The following is an 18,763-nucleotide window of genomic DNA, read 5'->3' as shown; positions in this document are numbered from 1 at the left end:
AAAGGATTACAATCATGGCAGCGAAAAAAGCGCAAATGATGCCTACTTTTGCTTATGACGGAGTAGACCGTAAAGGAGCAAAAATTAAAGGGGAACTTCCAGCACGTAATATGGCTTTAGCAAAAGTCACCTTACGTAAACAAGGTGTGACCATCAAGAATATTCGGGAAAAACGTAAAAACATTCTCGAAGGATTAATGAAAAAGAAAGTCACCACACTAGATATCACCATCTTTACCCGCCAATTAGCGACTATGATGAAAGCTGGTGTGCCATTAGTGCAAGGTTTTGAAATCGTTGCCGAAGGCCTGGAAAATCCTGCCATGCGCGAAGTGGTGTTGGGGATTAAGGGTGAAGTAGAAGGGGGGAATACTTTTGCAGGCGCCCTGAAAAAATATCCTCAGTATTTTGACAACCTTTTTTGTTCCTTAGTTGAATCTGGTGAACAATCAGGTGCCCTTGAAACCATGCTGGATCGTGTAGCGATTTATAAGGAAAAAAGTGAATTACTCAAACAAAAAATTAAAAAGGCCATGAAATATCCAGCCACAGTCATTGTGGTTGCAGTGGTCGTAACCATTATTCTGATGGTCAAAGTGGTTCCTGTTTTCCAGGATCTGTTTAGTTCCTTTGGTGCAGACCTGCCCGCTTTTACTAAAATGGTCGTCAATATGTCCAAGTGGATGCAGGAATACTGGTTTATTCTTATCATCGTGATTGGCGCAATTATTACCGCTTTTCTTGAGGCAAAGAAACGTAGCAAGAAGTTTCGTGATCTTTTAGATAAAATGGCACTCAAGGCACCAATTTTTGGTGATTTAGTATATAAAGCCATTATTGCCCGCTATAGTCGTACCCTAGCCACCACCTTTGCAGCAGGTGTACCACTGATTGATGCTCTTGAATCTACAGCAGGTGCAACAAATAATGTGATTTACGAAGAAGCAGTGATGAAAATCCGTGAAGATGTCGCCACAGGCCAACAGTTGCACTTTGCGATGCGCGTTTCTAACCGTTTTCCATCCATGGCGATTCAAATGGTTGCAATTGGTGAAGAATCAGGTGCCTTGGATAGTATGCTAGACAAAGTGGCGACCCACTATGAAAATGAAGTGGATAATGCGGTCGATGGCTTAACCTCAATGATGGAACCATTGATTATGGCTATTTTAGGCGTACTTGTTGGTGGTCTTGTCATTGCCATGTATCTGCCAATCTTCCAAATGGGTTCTGTGGTCTAATGCAACAATCACTCTCTTATTTTATCGAGAACCCAACTGCACTGTACCTAGCAGTTGGGCTTTTGAGTCTATGTATTGGTAGTTTTCTCAACGTTGTCATTTTTCGTACGCCAAAAATGATGGAGCAAGAATGGCATCAGGAATGCCAAATGCTGCTTCATCCAGAGCAACCACTTATTGATCAAAGTAAGTTAACATTAAGCCAACCTGCCTCAACCTGTCCTCAATGTAAATCCCCTATTCGCTGGTATCAGAATATACCTATCATCAGTTGGATCATTCTTCGTGGCAAATGTGGTTCTTGCCAGAATCCAATTAGTATTCGCTATCCATTAATTGAACTTCTCACCATGGTTTGTTCATTAATCGTTGTAGCAGTATTTGGTGCAACCATTCAGATGCTCTTTGGCCTGATTCTCACCTGGGTACTCATTACACTCACTTTTATTGACTTTGATACACAACTCCTTCCTGACCGCTTCACACTGCCATTGGCAGCACTAGGCTTGGGAATTAACAGTTTTGCACTCTACACAACTGCCAGTTCAGCAATTTGGGGTTATTTGATTGGTTTCCTCTGTCTATGGGTGGTTTACTATCTTTTTAAATTAGTCACTGGTAAAGAAGGCATGGGATATGGTGACTTTAAGTTGCTTGCCGCTCTAGGTGCCTGGATGGGACCTATGATGCTGCCGCTTATTGTCCTGCTTTCCTCAGTCGTGGGTGCCATTATCGGTATTATTCTCATGAAAATACGTGGTGAAAATCAGCCCTTTGCCTTTGGTCCCTATATCGCCATTGCAGGCTGGATCGCATTTTTATGGGGTGATCAAATTATGAAAGTCTATTTAGGTGGTTAATATGCGCTTTATCTTGGGCATTACAGGCGGGATTGGCAGTGGTAAGTCAGCCGCCACGCAATGGTTTGAATCCCAAGGTATTCGCGTCATTGATGCTGATGTTGTTGCGAGGGAAATTGTTGAACCAGGCCAGCCAACGTTACAGAAAATTCAACAGCTATTTGGCGACTGGGTGTTACTGGAAGATGGTCATCTAGACCGCCGCGCATTACGTGAACATATTTTTCAGTTCCCAGAGGCTCGTCACAGTTTAGAACAAATCACCCACCCTGCGATTCGCCAATCCATCATCCAGCAGCTATACCAAGCAGAAAGCCCCTACGTGATTCTAGTTTCCCCCCTGCTCTTTGAAACTAACCAGCATGAACTGGTTCAACACACTCTGTTGATTGATGCAGATGAACAAACCCAGTTACAACGTGCCAGCCAGCGTGATGGGCAAACTGAAGAGCAAATACGAAAGATTATTGCAGCCCAAATGCCCCGTACTCAAAAACAACAGCTCGCCAATGATATTGTGCTGAACGATGGACTACTTGAACATCTGCACAAGCAGCTCAAACCATTACACCTTAATTATTTACAGCGGGCTGAGCAGATCGGCTAATCCTGTTTCTGTTGAGACAACTGGGCCGTTAATGCATCTTTACGGAACCAGCGCCATGGTTGTAAAGCGCCAATACCCATACCCACTAATCCACACATAATCGCTGGACTCAAAGGTTCATTTAACAGAGGTACAGCAATGACAGCAGCAATAAATGGCGCCAAGGTCACAATGCTTCCCGTTTTAAATGCACCCAAACGTTCAATTGCGGCAACATAGGTCAGGGTTGCAATAATCACCACCAAAACACCATGAAATACACCCTGTACCAGCAAATGGACAGGCTCTGCTTCCTGAAAATGTTTAGGAATAAATAGGATATAGATCGGTAAATAAATCAGTGCTGACCAAATGGCCACACTTGCCATCGAATGCCAGGCCGATAGCTTCCACTGTTTTAACAGTACAGTGAAGATGCCCCACCAAACAGCGCTTAGGAAGTAAAGCACATCGCCAAGACCAAAGGCAGAGGCCTGCTCATGCAACATCAGATAACTCATCAATGCCAGAGCACTCAACATAATGATGAGACTGAGCCAGGTATGTTTATCAAAAGGCTGTTTAAACAATAAATAAGCAGCAACAGCCGTACATAAAGGAATACAGCCATTTAAGAAGATTGCAGCATGGGCTGCTGGTGCTTGTAAAAAAGCAGTATAAACCGTTAGACAGTAAGCCAGCCCGCCAGTTAAAGCCAAAATAATTGGGCGGGGATGCCACAAGAATGCCAAATCTTTTTTATACAGCAGCACAGGCATGAGAATGATAAAAGCAATCGCAAAACGCATTGCCACCAAGTCCCAGGCACTGACATGCCAGTGCAGATTTAAACGGGAGAGAATGGTAAAACCACCCCAGATGCACATGGTGATACAAACGAACAGATAGCCTTGCGTGCGAGCGGTCATTTTTAATTACATTGACGATAATTGTGTGAATTATACAGCATTACGCTGTCGGCATGCCTCATAAAGTGCCATCCCTGTCGCCACACTGACGTTTAAACTTTGTAAATCACCAGACATCGGGATATAAACGGTTTGGTCACATTGCGACTGGGTTATAGGCCTTAATCCTGTATCTTCCGCCCCCATCACAATCACCACTGGACCGTTAAAATCACATTGCTGAATTGGCAATGCTTTTTCATCTAGCATTGTGCCAATAACACGCATATGTGTTGTTTCTTTGAGATGCGCCAATGTTCGAGCTAAGTTAGTCACTTGAATAAACTTAACTTTTTCCGCCCCACCTGCGGCAACCTTACGTGCTGTCGGGGTTAAGCTTGCTGAACGGTCACGCGGTACAATCACGGCTTGCACCCCCATTGCAGCAGCAGTACGAATACAAGCCCCTAGATTATGCGGATCAGTGACTTGATCCAATGCCAACAATAAAGCATCAGGTGATTGCTGCATTAACTGATCCAAATCTTTTTCATTTAAAGTTGGATGTGGTCGAACTGCAGCAACTACACCTTGGTGAAATGGCAGACCTGCCAGTTTTTCGAGACTGTCTCGGCTGGCTTTCTGTACACTAATCCCAAAAGGTTCAGCCAACTGCAAAATCTTTTGTAGACGCTGATCATCACGCCCTTTCAGGGTGAATAAGGTCAAAACTCGTTCAGGCTCCAGCTCCAGCAATGACTCCACTGAATGAACGCCATAATAATATTCAGGTTTTGCCATGAACGACCTCTTTAAGAAAGCGGAATATAAAAGGAGATTTCATAAAAATAAAAATCCTGCAAAATGACTTTTACAGGATTTCCATTAAATCTAGTGTACCCAATTTAGACGCGAATAGGTTAGCCTTCTAAATGGCAAACGTAATCAAGGACTTCATCCGTCTCAATGTCAAACTTGCTATTGCCTGGCACATAGAAAGACTGCCCCGCACGGAACAATTCACTTTCAGTGCTGTCGGCGATTTTAACCCGACATTCACCCGAAATGATCTCCATACGCTCTGGCACATGGGTCGCAAAGGTTAAAGGCTGCTCAGTGGGTAGAATCACACCTAAAGTCTTTTTTGTACCGTCTTCAAACTGTACTGTATGACTGATACATGCCCCACCAAAATACACATTCGATTTTTTGATGACCGTTACATGATCAAACTGCACTGAACTCATGCGTACTCTCCAAATAATGCCGCATTTATATTAGATTATGCTGGACGTAGTTTAATTGTGCCATCGCAACTAATCAATCCATTTCCTTATGCAAAACTAGCAATTTTTATTCCCATATTTAGTCCCTGTTGATTTTATTTTTTTAATATTGCCAAGCGTAATTCACTCTTGTCGCTAGGATAAAACTTCTTTATCTTTAAGCAAAATATTCTGTGCATTGGATGCATTTATGCTCACCCATTTAACTTTAATTAATTTTGCACTTGCCGACCATCTGGCACTGGACATTGAACAGGGTTTCAATGTGCTGACTGGTGAAACTGGCGCCGGCAAATCATTATTGTTAGATGCACTCTCCGCATGTCTGGGGGAACGTACCGACACCAATTATGTACGCTATGGGGCGGATAAGGCCGATGTGACCGCTGTCTTTAGCTATAAACCCGATAGTGTAGAGGCTAAATGGCTGGCTGAGCATGAACTGGATGATGATTCAGGTGAGATTCATTTAAGACGTGTGATTTTTGCCACTGGACGCAGCAAGGCGTGGATTAATGGTCGTCCAGGTAGCTTGGCTGAACTGAAAGAAATTGGGCGTTTGTTGGTCCAGCTCTATAGCCAGCATAGCCAGCAGCAGTTACTTGAACCGCCCTATCCAAAACACTGGCTCGACCGTTATAGCAACTTTGCCGCTCCTGCTGATGCAGTACGTGAAGCCTATGCGACATGGCAAACAAATATCCGACAACATCAAGCCGCCTTAGATGCACAGACCACCCGAATTCAAAGAATACAAACTCTGGAATCACAAATAGAAGAACTGGAAGATGTGATTCAAACCGATTATCGAGAGATTGAACAGGAATTTGACCGTCTTAGTCACCATGAACACATTATGCAGGACTGTGCTTATAGCCTGAATGTGCTGGATGAAGCTGAGCAAAACATCACGCAGGAAATCGCTTCCATTATTCGTCGTTTAGAGTCGCATGCGGGTCGCAGTGAACAGCTTTCCAGTATCTACAATTCACTGTTAAATGCACAAAGTGAGATTGATGACGCCACCTCCAGCCTACGTCAGTTTATTGACCGTCAAAGCTTTGATCCTGAGCGCATGGAACAGCTCAATGCAACACTGGAAGTTTTTCACCGCCTTGCACGTAAATACCGTACCCAGCCTGAACTGCTGAAACAGGAATATGAAATCTGGCAACAAGAGCTAGAGCAACTGCATCAACTGGAAGATCCTGAAACTCTGGCGGAACAGGTTGAAGTTTCCTATCAGGAGTTTATGCAACAGGCACAGCATCTGGATGAAATCCGTCGTAAAGCTGCCATTCCATTGGCAAAACAGTTGACTGAGCAAGTCAAACCACTAGCATTACCAGAAGCATATTTTGAGTTTAAGTTTGAACCTCTGGAAGCAGCCAATGCCGAGGGTCTAAGTTTTATTCAACTCTTATTCACGGCCAACAAGGGTATTCCACCGCAACCGCTGGCCCGTGTTGCATCAGGCGGTGAACTGTCACGTATCGCCCTGGTGATGCAGGTCATGAATGCTGAAAAAACCGAATCTGAGGTGTTGGTATTTGACGAAATCGATGTGGGGATCAGTGGCGGCACAGCTGAAGTGGTGGGGCGTTTGTTGGCTGACTTGGCGCAGCATGTACAGTTGCTTTGTATCACCCATCAGGCTCAGGTTGCAGCACAGTCTGACCAGCATTTGCTGGTGAAGAAACAACAGACCGACCCCGCCAGTAGCACCATCATTGAACTGGATGAAGAACAGCGTATTCTGGAGCTTGCCCGCATGTCTGGTGGTGTTGAAATTAGCGAAACCACCTTGCAGCACGCCAGACAGTTGCGTCAGCTCAAATTCCAGTCAGCCTAGTTTATGCAACAAAATATCAGAAAATGATTGGCGAAATCCAATCAACTCTTGTATGTTGATAAAAACAACCTATTATTTAATCCCCCTAAATCCCCTTTTTAAAGTGGGACTTGTTTTGATGGAGAACCGCCAAGGTGACGAAACAATATTTAACTCACCGTTGTCTTATCGCTCCACCAGACATGGCAGATGACTTCTTTGCAAACACAGTCATTTATGTTGCTCGTCATGATGAGGATGGTGCTCAGGGCATCGTGATTAATCGCCCATCAAACCTACAGATCAGGGAACTCCTCAACGATTTGGAGATCGATGCAGACAACGTACAGCCACATGCGGTTTTGCAGGGTGGCCCTTTACGTCCTGAAGCTGGCTTTGTGCTGCATACGGGCCAACCAACCTGGCACTCGTCGATTGCGGTTGGCGAGAATGTCTGTATCACCACCAGCAAGGATATTCTGGATGCGATTGCGCATAACGAGGGTGTTGGGCGTTACCAGATTGCATTAGGCTATGCGAGCTGGGGCAAACACCAGCTTGAGGAAGAAATTGCACGGGGTGACTGGCTGATCTGTGAATCTGACATGGACCTGATTTTCAACCTGCCTTATAACGATCGCTGGGATGCTGCCTATAAAAAAATTGGGGTAGACCGTACCTGGTTTGCGTCTGAAATTGGTCATGCCTGATATGCAAGCGTCCCAATCCATCATGGCTTTTGATTTTGGCACCCAGAAAATGGGGATGGCAATTGGTCAATCCACTATTGAAAGTGCCACTCCCCTGCCATTATTTGCCATGAAAGATGGTATTCCTGACTGGAATCAGTTGTTAAAACTGGTCAGGGAATGGCAACCCAACCTGTTTCTGGTTGGCTTACCATTGAATATGGATGATAGTGAATCTGAACTGTCAGCACGTGCGCGTAAGTTTGCACGGCGTTTACGCCATCAGACCAATATTGAAACATGGATGGTAGATGAACGCCTGACCACCCGTGAAGCAAGGGAAGAACTTGAGTTTTACCAGAACAAGGGTCAGGCTAAGCGTTTGTCGGCTGATAGTTTTGCTGCTGCACTGCTGATTCAAAGCTGGTATCGTGATCCTGCTGGGATTACACCTTGATCATTGCTCAATAATTCTAACCGTTGCTGTTCGCCCTGAAACAAAGGCCAACGGATTCTGTGGTTGCTCATCCAGCACAATTTTCACTGGCACACGCTGGGCCAAACGTACCCAGCTAAAGGTTGGATTGACATTCGCCAATAAATTGGAGCTACCTGAACGTTCACGGTCTTCAATTCCCATTGCAATGCCTTGCACATGCCCACGAATTTTCTGGCGATCTCCCATGAGCTGTACTGTGGCTTGATCGCCCACGTGGATACGATTGAGCTTGGTTTCCTCAAAATAACCCACCACATACAGTTGATGACGATCAAGCAAGGCCGCAAACCTTGCAAATCCACAGCAGTTAATGTTCGTTCCTGCTTTAAAAAAGCCAGAGTATCCTGACGGATGACATTTAAATGCGGTGCAAGACGATCATTTGCATGTGCTCAAGCTGCGTGACTCGCTGGGACAGGGCCACAAGGTTGGCAACCACCAATGAAACCTGATGCAGCATTTCCTGTAATGGTTTGGTCATGCCTTTAAGTTCACCTTTTTCATAAGCCAGATGCACCGCCAAGGCATGAATATCTAAGGCATCACGAGTAGTCTACCGCCCCGATCATTTACCTCACATAGAAATGTGGCGACAGAATCAGCCAACCTGGAAACAACCAGATTGCTTTGACAAGGTGAGAACTGATGATTTGGAGTGATGCACAATGATTGGAGCTTTTGCAGCATGAGCCTAAAAATAATTATCCAATAAAGACATTGCACTGACAATTTTTTCAAAACCCAGCGCATTAGTCAAGATAAATTATCGCCATTTGATAATTTACATATTTAATTTAGAATAATACTTTTAAAACACCATTATTTTCTCAGCAGCGGCATTAATTTAATCTTGCCTGCCGATCAAGTCCAAAAGTCCATATCCGACCTTAAATTTTTCTGTTATAAAGCAATAAAAGTTCGGTTTTAAGGTTATTTTAAGGAGTAGATTTCTCATCATGGCAATTTCGAGTTTTGGTAAAATTCTCACCGTGCTGGACTTGTTTTCAGTTTCACGCCCGATTATCAATGTCGATATCATTTGTGATGAGCTCGGTCTTTCCAAACCAACCGCCTACCGTTACCTCAAGGAACTGGTGTCAACTGATATGCTAAAGCGGATCAGTGGTACATCAGGTGACTACACTTTAGGTTCTAAAATTGCGGTTCTGGATTATATTTCACACAGTACCGACCCATTGGTGCAAATCAGCATCCCCTTTATGCGGGATATCGTGGAACGTACCGAACTATGCTGCCTGCTGACCTACCTGAACCATGACTATTGCATCGACCTGCATCATGAAACTTTTAAAGAAGCAGAACTCATCTCATACGGCAGGGGTTGTCCACGCCCTGTTTATGTAGGTGCTTCACCCAAAATTGTGATTGCTCATCTCTCCAAGCAACAGATTCAAGCTTATTATCACCAGTTTACTCAGGAACTTGCTCAGGTAGGCTTTGCCCATAGTCTCGATGAATTCATGCAGCAAATGCGAAAAATCAAGAAACAGGGCTTCTATTTATCACAGGGTGAGATTGACCCAATGATTTGTGGCCTTTCAGTGCCAATTCGTTTCTCAAACAAAGAAGCACCCATTGCATTGACTTTGCTTGCCTCAAAGAACCGTTTTCACTTTCTAAATATTCAAAAACTGATTGAAATCTTGCAAGGCAATGCCGCACAGATTGAGCATAAATTTGCCACCCTTTCTGAAAGTCAGGGAAATTAAACCTGAGAATATTAAAAAACATTTACATTTTTATGCGTTGTAAATAACAAAAAATTCTCATATGATGATTCTGTTCTTCAGCATACTCTCCCCAAAAGAGCATGACTTTTCCTTAGAGTTAGAGAACTAAGCTCATTGTTGTTATGGGCTTTTTTCTTGCCTGTTTTTTTATGAGCAGATATAAAAAAGCCTTTCAAAAGAAAGGCCTTAATTTATATGGCAATACAGAAAAATAGTTAGGGCTGTTTCAGATAAGGCCATGCTGCTTTCATATAAATAAACATCGACCACAACGTCAAAATCACTGCCGCATAAAGCAAGGCATAGGCCCACATTTCCAGTGGTTTCCAGTTGAGCAGAAACACACTAATCGCAATCATTTGAAATGCTGTTTTGTACTTTCCTACCGTAGAAACTGCCACACTGGTACGTGCACCCAATTCAGCCATCCATTCACGCAATGCTGAAACAGTAATTTCACGGGAAATAATCACAATCGCCGCAAAAGCCATTGAAATGGTCGGTTGCCATTGCACCAGTACGATCAATGCCGCCGCAACCATCAGCTTATCAGCAACAGGATCAAGGAAACGCCCGAAAGCAGAAGTCTGATTCAAAGTCCGAGCTAAATACCCATCGAACCAATCTGTCACTGCTGCAAGAACAAAGATTGCAGTCAATATCAGATGTCGCATCATTCCCCCATGATGCTCAGCAATCCCAATGGCAGGCGGCCAATAGGCAATTGCCAGAAACACGGGAATAAGGGCAATACGCGCCAAAGTTAAAATATTAGGAATGTTCAGGATTCGCCCTGTGCTCATAAACACCGCCATGTTGTTCGCATCAAATATGCATGTCGCACAAAGGATGTGCCGAGATTGTATCCATGTGTAAGCAACTTTATACGAAATGCACGGCAGTGTCGACTAGGCAAAAACGGCAACTGTTTGTCGAAGTACCGCAATCAGTCGATTTTCATCATCCCAAAGATAAGCATACTCGGTTGAATAACCATGTTCAGCATATTCAGTCACTACTTTGTATTTGAACCAATCCTGTACTTGATGAGCAATCGGCTGCAAATAGGTAATTTGCCAAGTTAATGAGCTTGCAGGTGCAGGGGTTTTAAACATGGGCAACACACCAGGTGGCCACACATCCATCAATCCAAATAGATCGGCTAGTTTCATTTCGCGATTTGGATGCAACTGAGGTATAAAACGACACCATCCACCAAAGTCAGGCACTTTGCTGCCAGCCATTGGATAATATCCTTCAGCCCAACATAGTTCAAACTGTTGCAAACATTGTGGCATTAAGCCTTCAATATAAGCTGTTTTTTCCAACTGCGCAGGCAACTGATAATCAGGAATTTGCGGTAGATTTTGCACATGAATCCGAGATTCACGCTGCGAACCAAAACTCGCAATTAATATACTTTGTACCGTATCTGCTTGCCATAACCGCACTTCTAAGGTTGTAACCGATTTACCCTCTCGCAACACCTCCGCCGTGAGTTTAGCCTGCCCTTCTTGCACAGGACCAATAAAGGTCACATTACAACTCAATAACTGCTTTGTTGTATCATGAACCACGCTCTGCGCCTTTTGGATTAATAATCCTGCAACTAAACCGCCAAATACGGTGCGACCTTGTAACCATCCTGAGGGAATATCAATCCACTCTTGATGTTCAACCTGTTGATACAGCGGAAGCAATGACATTATCTTTCCTTAATTGTCAAACCATCTTATCTTTAAATGTTTTTCCCTGTTTGTGAATGATTATTGACGCATCAGTCATTGAGAGATTGAGCCAATCGGTCAAATTATTCATGCAGAATTTTATAAATTGTCCCTGCCATCACTTCTCCTAGGCCTGGCACCAGCATCAACTCTTTTTCTGAAGCTTTTAAAACACCCTGAATCCCACCAAAATGAGTGAGTAGATCACGACGGCGTTTTGGCCCTAGCCCAGGAATAGCTTCCAAAACTGAACTACTACGGCGTTTATCACGCTTAGCTCGATGTTTGGTAATGGCGAAACGATGCGCTTCATCTCGCACTTGTTGGATGAGGTGTAAAGCTTTATGGTCTTCGGGTAATTGAATTTTTGTCCCATCGGTAAAATGCAGCGTTTCTAATCCCGGTTTACGTCCCTCACCTTTAGAAACACCAATCATAAAAGCATCGAGCTGGAGTTCCTGCATCACCTCCATGGCCATATGCAGTTGCCCCTTACCGCCATCAATCAGGAGCAGATCAGGCAACATATTCTTTTTATAGCGACGGATCAGTGCCTGACGCATCGCCGCATAATCATCCCCGCCCGTAATATCCTGAATCGCAAACTGGCGATAATCGCGCTTTCTCGCACCGCCCTGATCAAACACCACACAAGAAGCAATCGGTGCTTCACCCATAGTATGACTGATATCAAAGCATTCAATTCGGTCAATGGGACGACCAACCACTTGTTCAAGTTGATGAAAACGCTCGTTCAATTCCAAATGGTTGCTGAGTTTACCTTTAATGGCATGCTGCACATTCATTTGTGCCAGCTCTTGCCATTCTGCCCGCGTTTCACGCACTTTATGTTTGATTTGAACTTTCTTATTGAAGGTTTGTTGTAATGCTTCTTCTAATTGTTTTTGGTCGGGAATATCTACATTTACAATCAACTCAGTTGGCACCTCATCCGCCACCTGAAAATAGAAGTTGGCCATAAAATCAGTAAGCATCTGGCCCAGGTCATCTCCCAACATATCAGGAAAATAACTTTTTCCGCCCAGCATACGCCCATTCCGCACATACATGATCTGGACGCAGGTTACGCCTGCCTGATGGGCAATCGCCAAAATATCGGCCTCACCCTTGATCTTAAATACCGCCTGCTGTGCCTGAACCTCACGTAGCAAGGCCAAACGGTCCCGATAGAACACCGCTTTTTCAAATTCCAGTGCTTCGGCGGCCTGTTCCATTTTTCCAATCAGCTCTTGATTGAGTTCTTTGGTATCACCCTGTAAAAAACGAATTGAATTATCGACATCTTCCTTATAGTCCTGAGGGCTAATCAGACCGACACAAGGCGCTGTACAACGTTTAATCTGATACTGTAAACAAGGACGTTTACGTTGTGAAAAATAACTATTTTCACATTGGCGCACATTAAATAATTTTTGTAATACAAGTAGCGTATCTCTAGCGCTATAAGCACTGGGATAAGGCCCAAAAAACTTGCCGACCTGATGCTTGCCCTTGCCACGCCCACTGGCAATGCGGGGATAGGGCTTGTCTGCCGAGACGAAGATATAGACATAGGATTTATCATCGCGCAGCATAATATTGTATGGCGGACGATGTAATTTAATCAGATTTTGTTCAAGCAGTAGCGCTTCAGTTTCAGAACGGACAACCAATGTCTCAATATCATAGATACGGGCAACCAATGCCTGTGTTTTGGGATGTTCAATGGTTTTAACAAAATAGCTGGATACACGATTCTTTAAGTTTTTGGCTTTTCCGACATACAGTAATTCTCCATCTTTGCCGAGCATTTTATAAACACCAGGCAATTGAGTCATATGAGTCAGGATTTTTTCAATATGTTCACGCGCGTTTGGATTCACAGCAGACTTTCATCATCAGTAATGCTTTCGATGATGTAGTCTGCATACATCAATTTCAAGTCAATTGAGCTAAAATCCATCAATTCAATAACTCAAATAACACCTATCATTTAAAGACTCGACTCAATGCTTGTTCAGCGCTATTAAATGCAGACCCATTAAAGAAATCACAGGCTAGTTCATTTACATGTGACAGATTTTGGGTTGGATAAGATTCAATATAATCTTGAGTACTCAACTGAATTTGTTTTTGCCAACATTTATAAACAAATAAATAACTAAATCATCGTTATAAAAAAACGCCCTTTCGGGCGTTGATCTCATTCAGACTTAAAATACATAAGGTCGAATAAAAATTAAGAAAAATAGCCCTAACATGATGAACCATTTCAGGAAATAGTAAAGCTGACGATTTTTAGCCTTTAACGCTTTGGCCTTGATACGAATTTGATAAACATAACCAAAGACTTTATTTAAGCCACCTGTTTGATCGCCTGCCTCATTAGGTGAACTAGCTGCGGTCATGACACTTTTTCCAAACCAGTGGTTAAACTTTTGCATAAAACGGGTTTTTAATGGACGTTCCACATCAGCGAAAAAGATAATACGATTCTGGTCAGTGGTATTTTCCGCATAGTGAATATAAGTTTCATCAAACACGACACTTTCACCGTCACGCCATGAATAACGCTGACCATCGACATCAATAAAACAGCGATCATCATTTGGTGTAATCAAACCTAAATGGTAACGCAATGAACCCGCATAAGGATCACGATGGCGAACTAAACGGCTATCTGGTGCAAGCTCGGTAAACATTGCCGCCTTAATGCTAGGTAATGTCTTTAATAAAGCCGTTGTTTTCGGGCAGAGTTCAGCCGCAGATGGATGTGCCGAGTCATACCATTTCAGATAAAAACGTTTCCAGCCTGTTTTAAAGAAAGAATTAAAACCCAAGTCATCATAGCTGCTGGATGCCTTAATGCCACCCTTGTCATATAGGGCCTTGGCCTCATCCCGAATCATTTCCCAGTTTTCATCAAGAATCTTTAAATCCTTAAAATACTGGGTATCGATATACGGCTGGTTTGGCACTCTGGAAAAGAGGTACATTAAAAAATTAATGGGTGCCAGAATGGTTGAATGGTCAAAAAACTGACGATAAAACGAATGTTTCACTTTACCACGGCGCTGAATATACAACGCAGAAATGATAAATATCGCTAATATGATCCACTTAATCATAACTTACTCTATCTGCCCAGATGAAAACCCAATGCCAATTTGATCGCAAATTTTCCAAATCGCACACAAAAAATAAGCCGACTATTTTACCAAATTTAAGTACTTAAACACCAATTTTCCTTACTTAAATCGAACAAAAACGATATTTATCCTCTATCCAAACCCATCTTTGAAGAAAGTGGAATACACTGTTATCCCATTTTTATGGCCTAGCTGATTCACACAATCGATGAGTTACAACAAATTGATGACCCTCGCGTCACGGCTTGATACAACTTGTTATGTTCTTTTTGGATATAGTTATCGTAAGATTAGCGAAGCATTTTTGCGCCTTTCCAGGCGCATAAGCTTTATGACATCAACTTAGAATCCTCCACAACAAGGAGATCAGGCATGATCCACGCTGGCAATGCCATTACCGTCCAAATGCTTGCGGACGGAATTGCAGAATTCCGCTTTGACCTACAAGGTGAGTCGGTTAATAAATTTAACCGTGCAACCATCGAAGACTTCCAGGCAGCGATTGCTGCAGTTAAAGCCAATAACGACATTAAAGGCTTAGTTGTTACCTCTGGTAAATCAACATTTATCGTGGGTGCAGACATCACTGAATTTGGCGACAATTTCGCTGCTGGTGAACAAGCAATCATTGATTGGCTTATTCCTGTACACGAAATCTTCAATAGCTTTGAAGATTTAGAAATGCCTAAAGTTGCTGCGATCAATGGCATGGCGCTTGGTGGCGGTTTTGAAATGTGCTTAGTGTGTGACTACCGTGTCATGTCTGAACAAGCACAAGTTGGCTTACCAGAAATCAAACTTGGTATCTATCCTGGTTTTGGTGGTAGCGTTCGTTTAAGCCGTTTGATCGGTATCGACAATGCTGTTGAATGGATGGCAATGGCGAATCCTAAGAAGCCAGCTGCTGCGCTTAAAGATGGTGCTGTAGATGCAGTTGTTGCTGCTGACAAACTTCAAGAAGCTGCTGTTGACTTAGTTAAACAAGCACTTGCTGGTCGTTTGAACTGGAAAGCAAAGCATCAAGAAAAATTAGACGCAATTAAATTGAACCCACTTGAACAAATGATGGCGTTCAATACAGCGAAAGGTGCGGTTCTTGCTAAAGCAAACCCTGCGCAATACCCTGCTCCTAAATTATTGCTTGACTCATTACAAGCAGGTGCAAGCTCAACTCGTGACGACGCATTAAAAGCAGAAGCTCAAGGTTTCGCTAAAGCTGCGATCACACCACAAGCTGGCGCACTTATCGGTTTATTCATCAACGATCAAGTTGTGAAGAAAACTGCGAAAAAATATGAAAAAGGTGCTCATCCTGTAAACCAAGCAGCTGTATTAGGTGCTGGTATTATGGGTGGTGGTATTGCTTACCAAGCGGCAAGCAAAGGCACTCCAATCATCATGAAAGATATTGGTAACCCACAACTTGCATTAGGTATGAAAGAAGCGAATGGCTTGCTAACAAAGCAAGTTGAACGCAAGAAAATGAAACCTGCGCAAATGGGTGAAACGCTTGCTCGCATCCGTCCAACTTTAAGCTATGACGAGTTTAAAGAAGTGGATATCGTGATCGAAGCGGTAACTGAAAACCCTAAAGTTAAAGAAATCGTACTTGCAGATACAGAAAAGCATGTTCGTGAAAACACGATCATCGCATCTAACACATCTACAATCTCGATTACACGCCTTGCGAAAGCATTACAACGTCCTGAAAACTTCGTTGGTATGCACTTCTTCAACCCAGTACACATGATGCCATTGGTTGAAGTGATTCGTGGTGAAAAAACTTCTGATGAAGCAATCGCAACAACTGTTGTTCTTGCTCAGAAAATGGGTAAAACACCTATCGTTGTAAACGACTGTCCAGGTTTCTTGGTAAACCGCGTATTGTTCCCTTACTTCGGTGCATTCGACCTACTCGTTAAAGACGGTGCTGACTTCCAGCAAGTTGATAATGTAATGGCGAAATTCGGTTGGCCTATGGGTCCTGCATACTTGATCGACGTTGTTGGTATCGATACAGGTGTACATGGCGCAGAAGTGATGGCTGAAGGTTTCCCTGACCGTATGAAGCCAGATTACAAAGGTTCTATCCAAGCGATGTACGAAGCAAAACGTCTTGGTCAAAAGAACGATGTTGGTTTCTACAAATATGTGTTAGACAAGAAAGGTAAGAAAGCGAAAACTGTTGACCCAACAGCTTACGAAATCATTGCGCCTTTCGTGACTGGCGAAAAACGTGAATTTGATCCACAAGAAATCATTGACCGTATGATGCTTGCTTTCTGTAACGAAACAGTTCGTTGCTTAGAAGACAACATCGTTGCAACTGCTTCTGAAGCAGATATGGCGATGATCATGGGTGTAGGTTTCCCTCCATTCCGTGGTGGTCCATGCCGTTATATCGACCAAACTGGTGTTGCTGAATACGTTGCGCTTTGCGATAAATATGCACACTTAGGTAAAGCTTATGAAGCGCCACAAATGTTGCGTGACATGGCTGCTAACAACAAAAAATTCTACGGTTAAGGAGCGACGTGAATGGCTACTTTAAATCCACGTGACGTTGTGATTGTTGATGGCGTTCGTTCTGCCATGGGCAAATCACGTAACGGTATGTTCCGCAATGTACGTGCCGACAGTTTATCTGCTGAATTAGTACGTGCACTTGTTGCTCGTAACCAGTTTGATACCAACGAAGTTGAAGACATCATTTGGGGTTGTGTAAACCAAACTTTAGAGCAAGGTATGAACATTGCTCGTAACATTGGTTTATTAGCTGATATTCCAAAGACTGCTGGCGGTCAAACCGTTAACCGTCTTTGTGGTTCTTCTATGCAAGCACTTCATACTGCTGCTGCACAAATTGCGACCAACCAAGGTGACATCTTCATCATCGGTGGTGTAGAGCATATGGGTCACGTAGGTATGATGCACGGCATCGACCTTAACCCTGAAGCATCTAAACACTATGCAAAAGCATCTAACATGATGGGCTTAACTGCTGAAATGTTAGGTCGTATGAACGGTATCTCTCGTGAAGAACAAGATGCGTTCGGTGTTGAATCTCACCGTCGTGCATGGGCTGCAACACAAGAAGGTCGTTTCAAAAACGAAATCGTGGGTGTTGAAGGTCATGATGCAAATGGTTTCAAAATCCTTTGCGACATCGACGAAGTGATTCGTGCTGACGCAAACCTTGAAGCATTCAAAGCGTTGAAACCAGTTTTCGATCCTAAAGGTGGTTCAGTAACAGCAGCAACCTCTTCTGCTCTTTCTGACGGTGCTTCTGCAATGTTAGTTATGTCTGCTGAACGTGCTCAAGCGCTTGGTTTAAAACCACGTGCTGTGATTCGTTCTATGGCTATTGCAGGATGTGATGCTGCGATCATGGGTTACGGTCCAGTACCAGCAACTCAAAAAGCGCTTAAACGTGCTGGTTTAACGATGGCGGATATCCAAACGATCGAATTAAACGAAGCATTTGCTGCTCAAGGCTTATCAGTCATGAAAGGCTTAGGCGTCTATGACAAACAAGACATCATCAACTTGAATGGTGGTGCGATTGCATTGGGTCACCCATTGGGCTGTTCAGGTGCACGTATCACAACAACATTGTTAAACGTGATGGAACAACAAGATACTCAAATCGGTCTTGCGACGATGTGTATCGGTCTTGGTCAAGGTATCGCGACTATTATCGAACGTGTGTAATACACTCTTTTGATAAGCAAAAATCCTCGCTTCGGCGAGGATTTTTTATGGCATTAAAAACCATTGCGCCAGATAAATGATAGATATTAAAACCAAAATCAAAAAATCTTTGATTGTCGCGTTATTTTCATTTTCTTCTTTAACTAATCTATACCAAGAATTTAAAAGGAATACTCCTACAATAATCATCAAACCAAAGGTAAATAACCCAGCTAAAATTGCTGTATAAGCACAACTTTCCGAACTACATTTCGATGGTAATGTTAACCAAGCCAGTCCCATAAGAAAAAGAAGCAAAACTCCTCTCTCTTTTATTAAAATATTAAATTTATTCAAGATTCTCTCAAAATGTAATTTCTTTAGTTTATTAAATTTTAATATTCAGCACGATTTTAATGCCTATTCAACTTATTAAGACTACAGCAAAATTTTGCTTGATTCAGTAGAGCTCTGATAAACGGTAAATATCACCTAATGAAAAACTCAATCTAGACAGAACAATACTTCGCCAATTATGATCCTAAC

17 protein-coding genes and 2 pseudogenes are annotated in these 18,763 nt (G+C 43.0%); 9 read left to right on the top strand and 10 right to left on the bottom strand.

Annotated elements, in window-relative coordinates:
* Window positions 1–14 precede the first annotated feature (14 nt).
* From F972_RS01565 to coaE, 3 genes are read left to right on the top strand one after another with little or no spacing between them, the layout of a single operon-like run.
* Entirely contained in the window at window positions 15–1,241 is a 1,227-nt protein-coding gene (locus F972_RS01565) for a type II secretion system F family protein (protein ID WP_004756295.1), read from the top strand.
* Complete coding sequence (locus F972_RS16410) at window positions 1,241–2,101, top strand: prepilin peptidase (RefSeq protein WP_004756297.1); 861 nt, start codon at window positions 1,241–1,243, stop codon at window positions 2,099–2,101. The genes F972_RS01565 and F972_RS16410 overlap by 1 nt, the downstream gene beginning before the upstream one ends.
* Window position 2,102: 1 nt before the next feature.
* Window positions 2,103–2,708 (top strand): dephospho-CoA kinase, encoded by a 606-nt coding sequence (gene coaE, locus F972_RS01555; protein WP_004680706.1) that lies wholly within the window; start codon window positions 2,103–2,105, stop codon window positions 2,706–2,708.
* On the opposite strand, the gene F972_RS01550 is transcribed toward coaE, so the two are convergent.
* From F972_RS01550 to F972_RS01540, 3 genes are all read right to left on the bottom strand, one after another.
* Window positions 2,705–3,616 (bottom strand): DMT family transporter, encoded by a 912-nt coding sequence (locus F972_RS01550; RefSeq protein WP_004756300.1) that lies wholly within the window; start codon window positions 3,614–3,616, stop codon window positions 2,705–2,707. The genes coaE and F972_RS01550 overlap by 4 nt on opposite strands.
* Before the next feature lie 30 nt (window positions 3,617–3,646).
* Window positions 3,647–4,396, bottom strand: coding sequence for a 23S rRNA (guanosine(2251)-2'-O)-methyltransferase RlmB (rlmB, locus tag F972_RS01545; RefSeq protein WP_004674395.1), 750 nt, complete (start codon window positions 4,394–4,396; stop codon window positions 3,647–3,649).
* A gap of 119 nt (window positions 4,397–4,515) precedes the next feature.
* Window positions 4,516–4,842 (bottom strand): pyrimidine/purine nucleoside phosphorylase, encoded by a 327-nt coding sequence (locus F972_RS01540; RefSeq protein WP_004680708.1) that lies wholly within the window; start codon window positions 4,840–4,842, stop codon window positions 4,516–4,518.
* A gap of 229 nt (window positions 4,843–5,071) precedes the next feature.
* On the opposite strand from F972_RS01540, the gene recN reads away from it, so the two are divergent.
* The 3 genes from recN (at window position 5,072) to ruvX (ending at window position 7,858) form a co-directional block, all read left to right on the top strand.
* Window positions 5,072–6,733 (top strand): DNA repair protein RecN, encoded by a 1,662-nt coding sequence (gene recN / locus F972_RS01535; protein WP_004680709.1) that lies wholly within the window; start codon window positions 5,072–5,074, stop codon window positions 6,731–6,733.
* 134 nt (window positions 6,734–6,867) lie between these two features.
* Window positions 6,868–7,422, top strand: a complete 555-nt coding sequence (locus F972_RS01530; protein WP_004674393.1) for a YqgE/AlgH family protein — start codon at window positions 6,868–6,870, stop codon at window positions 7,420–7,422.
* Entirely contained in the window at window positions 7,415–7,858 is a 444-nt protein-coding gene (ruvX, locus tag F972_RS01525) for a Holliday junction resolvase RuvX (protein WP_004674392.1), read from the top strand. The genes F972_RS01530 and ruvX overlap by 8 nt, the downstream gene beginning before the upstream one ends.
* Here the strand turns inward: ruvX and F972_RS01520 are convergent.
* Both F972_RS01520 and F972_RS14920 read right to left on the bottom strand, forming a co-directional pair.
* Window positions 7,859–8,185: pseudogene (locus F972_RS01520) on the bottom strand (HlyD family secretion protein); the annotation flags it as partial.
* A pseudogene (locus F972_RS14920) lies at window positions 8,185–8,450 on the bottom strand (FUSC family protein); the annotation flags it as partial. The pseudogenes F972_RS01520 and F972_RS14920, both read right to left, overlap by 1 nt.
* Before the next feature lie 406 nt (window positions 8,451–8,856).
* Here F972_RS14920 and F972_RS01515 point away from each other — a divergent pair.
* Window positions 8,857–9,630 (top strand): IclR family transcriptional regulator, encoded by a 774-nt coding sequence (locus tag F972_RS01515; RefSeq protein WP_004680712.1) that lies wholly within the window; start codon window positions 8,857–8,859, stop codon window positions 9,628–9,630.
* A 236-nt stretch (window positions 9,631–9,866) separates the two neighbouring features.
* Here F972_RS01515 and pgsA read toward each other — a convergent pair whose 3' ends face one another.
* From pgsA to lpxO, 4 genes are all read right to left on the bottom strand, one after another.
* Window positions 9,867–10,454 (bottom strand): CDP-diacylglycerol--glycerol-3-phosphate 3-phosphatidyltransferase, encoded by a 588-nt coding sequence (pgsA, locus tag F972_RS01510; RefSeq protein WP_004674390.1) that lies wholly within the window; start codon window positions 10,452–10,454, stop codon window positions 9,867–9,869.
* A gap of 105 nt (window positions 10,455–10,559) precedes the next feature.
* Window positions 10,560–11,357: a thioesterase family protein gene (locus F972_RS01505; RefSeq protein ID WP_004756305.1), complete on the bottom strand. Its 798-nt coding sequence runs from the start codon at window positions 11,355–11,357 to the stop codon at window positions 10,560–10,562.
* Window positions 11,358–11,461: 104 nt separating this feature from the next.
* A complete protein-coding gene (gene uvrC / locus F972_RS01500; protein WP_004680714.1) occupies window positions 11,462–13,261 on the bottom strand; it encodes an excinuclease ABC subunit UvrC in 1,800 nt (599 codons plus the stop codon).
* A gap of 330 nt (window positions 13,262–13,591) precedes the next feature.
* A complete protein-coding gene (gene lpxO, locus F972_RS01495; protein WP_004763708.1) occupies window positions 13,592–14,506 on the bottom strand; it encodes a lipid A hydroxylase LpxO in 915 nt (304 codons plus the stop codon).
* Between the two features lie 393 nt (window positions 14,507–14,899).
* Here lpxO and fadB point away from each other — a divergent pair, with 393 nt between their 5' ends.
* Together fadB and fadA are read left to right on the top strand one after the other, a co-directional pair.
* Window positions 14,900–17,053, top strand: a complete 2,154-nt coding sequence (gene fadB, locus F972_RS01490) for a fatty acid oxidation complex subunit alpha FadB (RefSeq protein WP_004763706.1) — start codon at window positions 14,900–14,902, stop codon at window positions 17,051–17,053.
* 12 nt (window positions 17,054–17,065) lie between these two features.
* Entirely contained in the window at window positions 17,066–18,238 is a 1,173-nt protein-coding gene (gene fadA, locus F972_RS01485) for an acetyl-CoA C-acyltransferase FadA (RefSeq protein ID WP_004756315.1), read from the top strand.
* Window positions 18,239–18,283: 45 nt separating this feature from the next.
* Here fadA and F972_RS01480 read toward each other — a convergent pair whose 3' ends face one another.
* A complete protein-coding gene (locus F972_RS01480; RefSeq protein WP_228127118.1) occupies window positions 18,284–18,574 on the bottom strand; it encodes a hypothetical protein in 291 nt (96 codons plus the stop codon).
* Between the last annotated feature and the right edge of the window lie 189 nt (window positions 18,575–18,763).

It is taken from the genome of Acinetobacter sp. CIP 102529 (assembly GCF_000368325.1).
Classification (GTDB): Bacteria; Pseudomonadota; Gammaproteobacteria; order Pseudomonadales; family Moraxellaceae; genus Acinetobacter; species Acinetobacter parvus.
The sequence above is the reverse complement of the archived record's forward strand: the minus strand, read 5'-3'. Positions and strand labels throughout refer to the sequence as shown.

Excerpts from the sequence above, each read along its gene's own strand:
- recN (WP_004680709.1), top strand. The coding sequence starts at position 5,072 with ATGCTCACCCATTTAACTTTAATTAATTTTGCACTTGCCGACCATCTG.
- coaE (WP_004680706.1), top strand. The coding sequence starts at position 2,103 with ATGCGCTTTATCTTGGGCATTACAGGCGGGATTGGCAGTGGTAAGTCA.
- pgsA (WP_004674390.1), bottom strand. The coding sequence starts at position 10,454 with ATGAGCACAGGGCGAATCCTGAACATTCCTAATATTTTAACTTTGGCG.
- F972_RS16410 (WP_004756297.1), top strand. The coding sequence starts at position 1,241 with ATGCAACAATCACTCTCTTATTTTATCGAGAACCCAACTGCACTGTAC.
- F972_RS01550 (WP_004756300.1), bottom strand. The coding sequence starts at position 3,616 with ATGACCGCTCGCACGCAAGGCTATCTGTTCGTTTGTATCACCATGTGC.
- fadA (WP_004756315.1), top strand. The coding sequence starts at position 17,066 with ATGGCTACTTTAAATCCACGTGACGTTGTGATTGTTGATGGCGTTCGT.
- F972_RS01505 (WP_004756305.1), bottom strand. The coding sequence starts at position 11,357 with ATGTCATTGCTTCCGCTGTATCAACAGGTTGAACATCAAGAGTGGATT.
- lpxO (WP_004763708.1), bottom strand. The coding sequence starts at position 14,506 with ATGATTAAGTGGATCATATTAGCGATATTTATCATTTCTGCGTTGTAT.
- fadB (WP_004763706.1), top strand. The coding sequence starts at position 14,900 with ATGATCCACGCTGGCAATGCCATTACCGTCCAAATGCTTGCGGACGGA.
- ruvX (WP_004674392.1), top strand. The coding sequence starts at position 7,415 with ATGCCTGATATGCAAGCGTCCCAATCCATCATGGCTTTTGATTTTGGC.
- F972_RS01515 (WP_004680712.1), top strand. The coding sequence starts at position 8,857 with ATGGCAATTTCGAGTTTTGGTAAAATTCTCACCGTGCTGGACTTGTTT.
- rlmB (WP_004674395.1), bottom strand. The coding sequence starts at position 4,396 with ATGGCAAAACCTGAATATTATTATGGCGTTCATTCAGTGGAGTCATTG.
- F972_RS01540 (WP_004680708.1), bottom strand. The coding sequence starts at position 4,842 with ATGAGTTCAGTGCAGTTTGATCATGTAACGGTCATCAAAAAATCGAAT.
- F972_RS01565 (WP_004756295.1), top strand. The coding sequence starts at position 15 with ATGGCAGCGAAAAAAGCGCAAATGATGCCTACTTTTGCTTATGACGGA.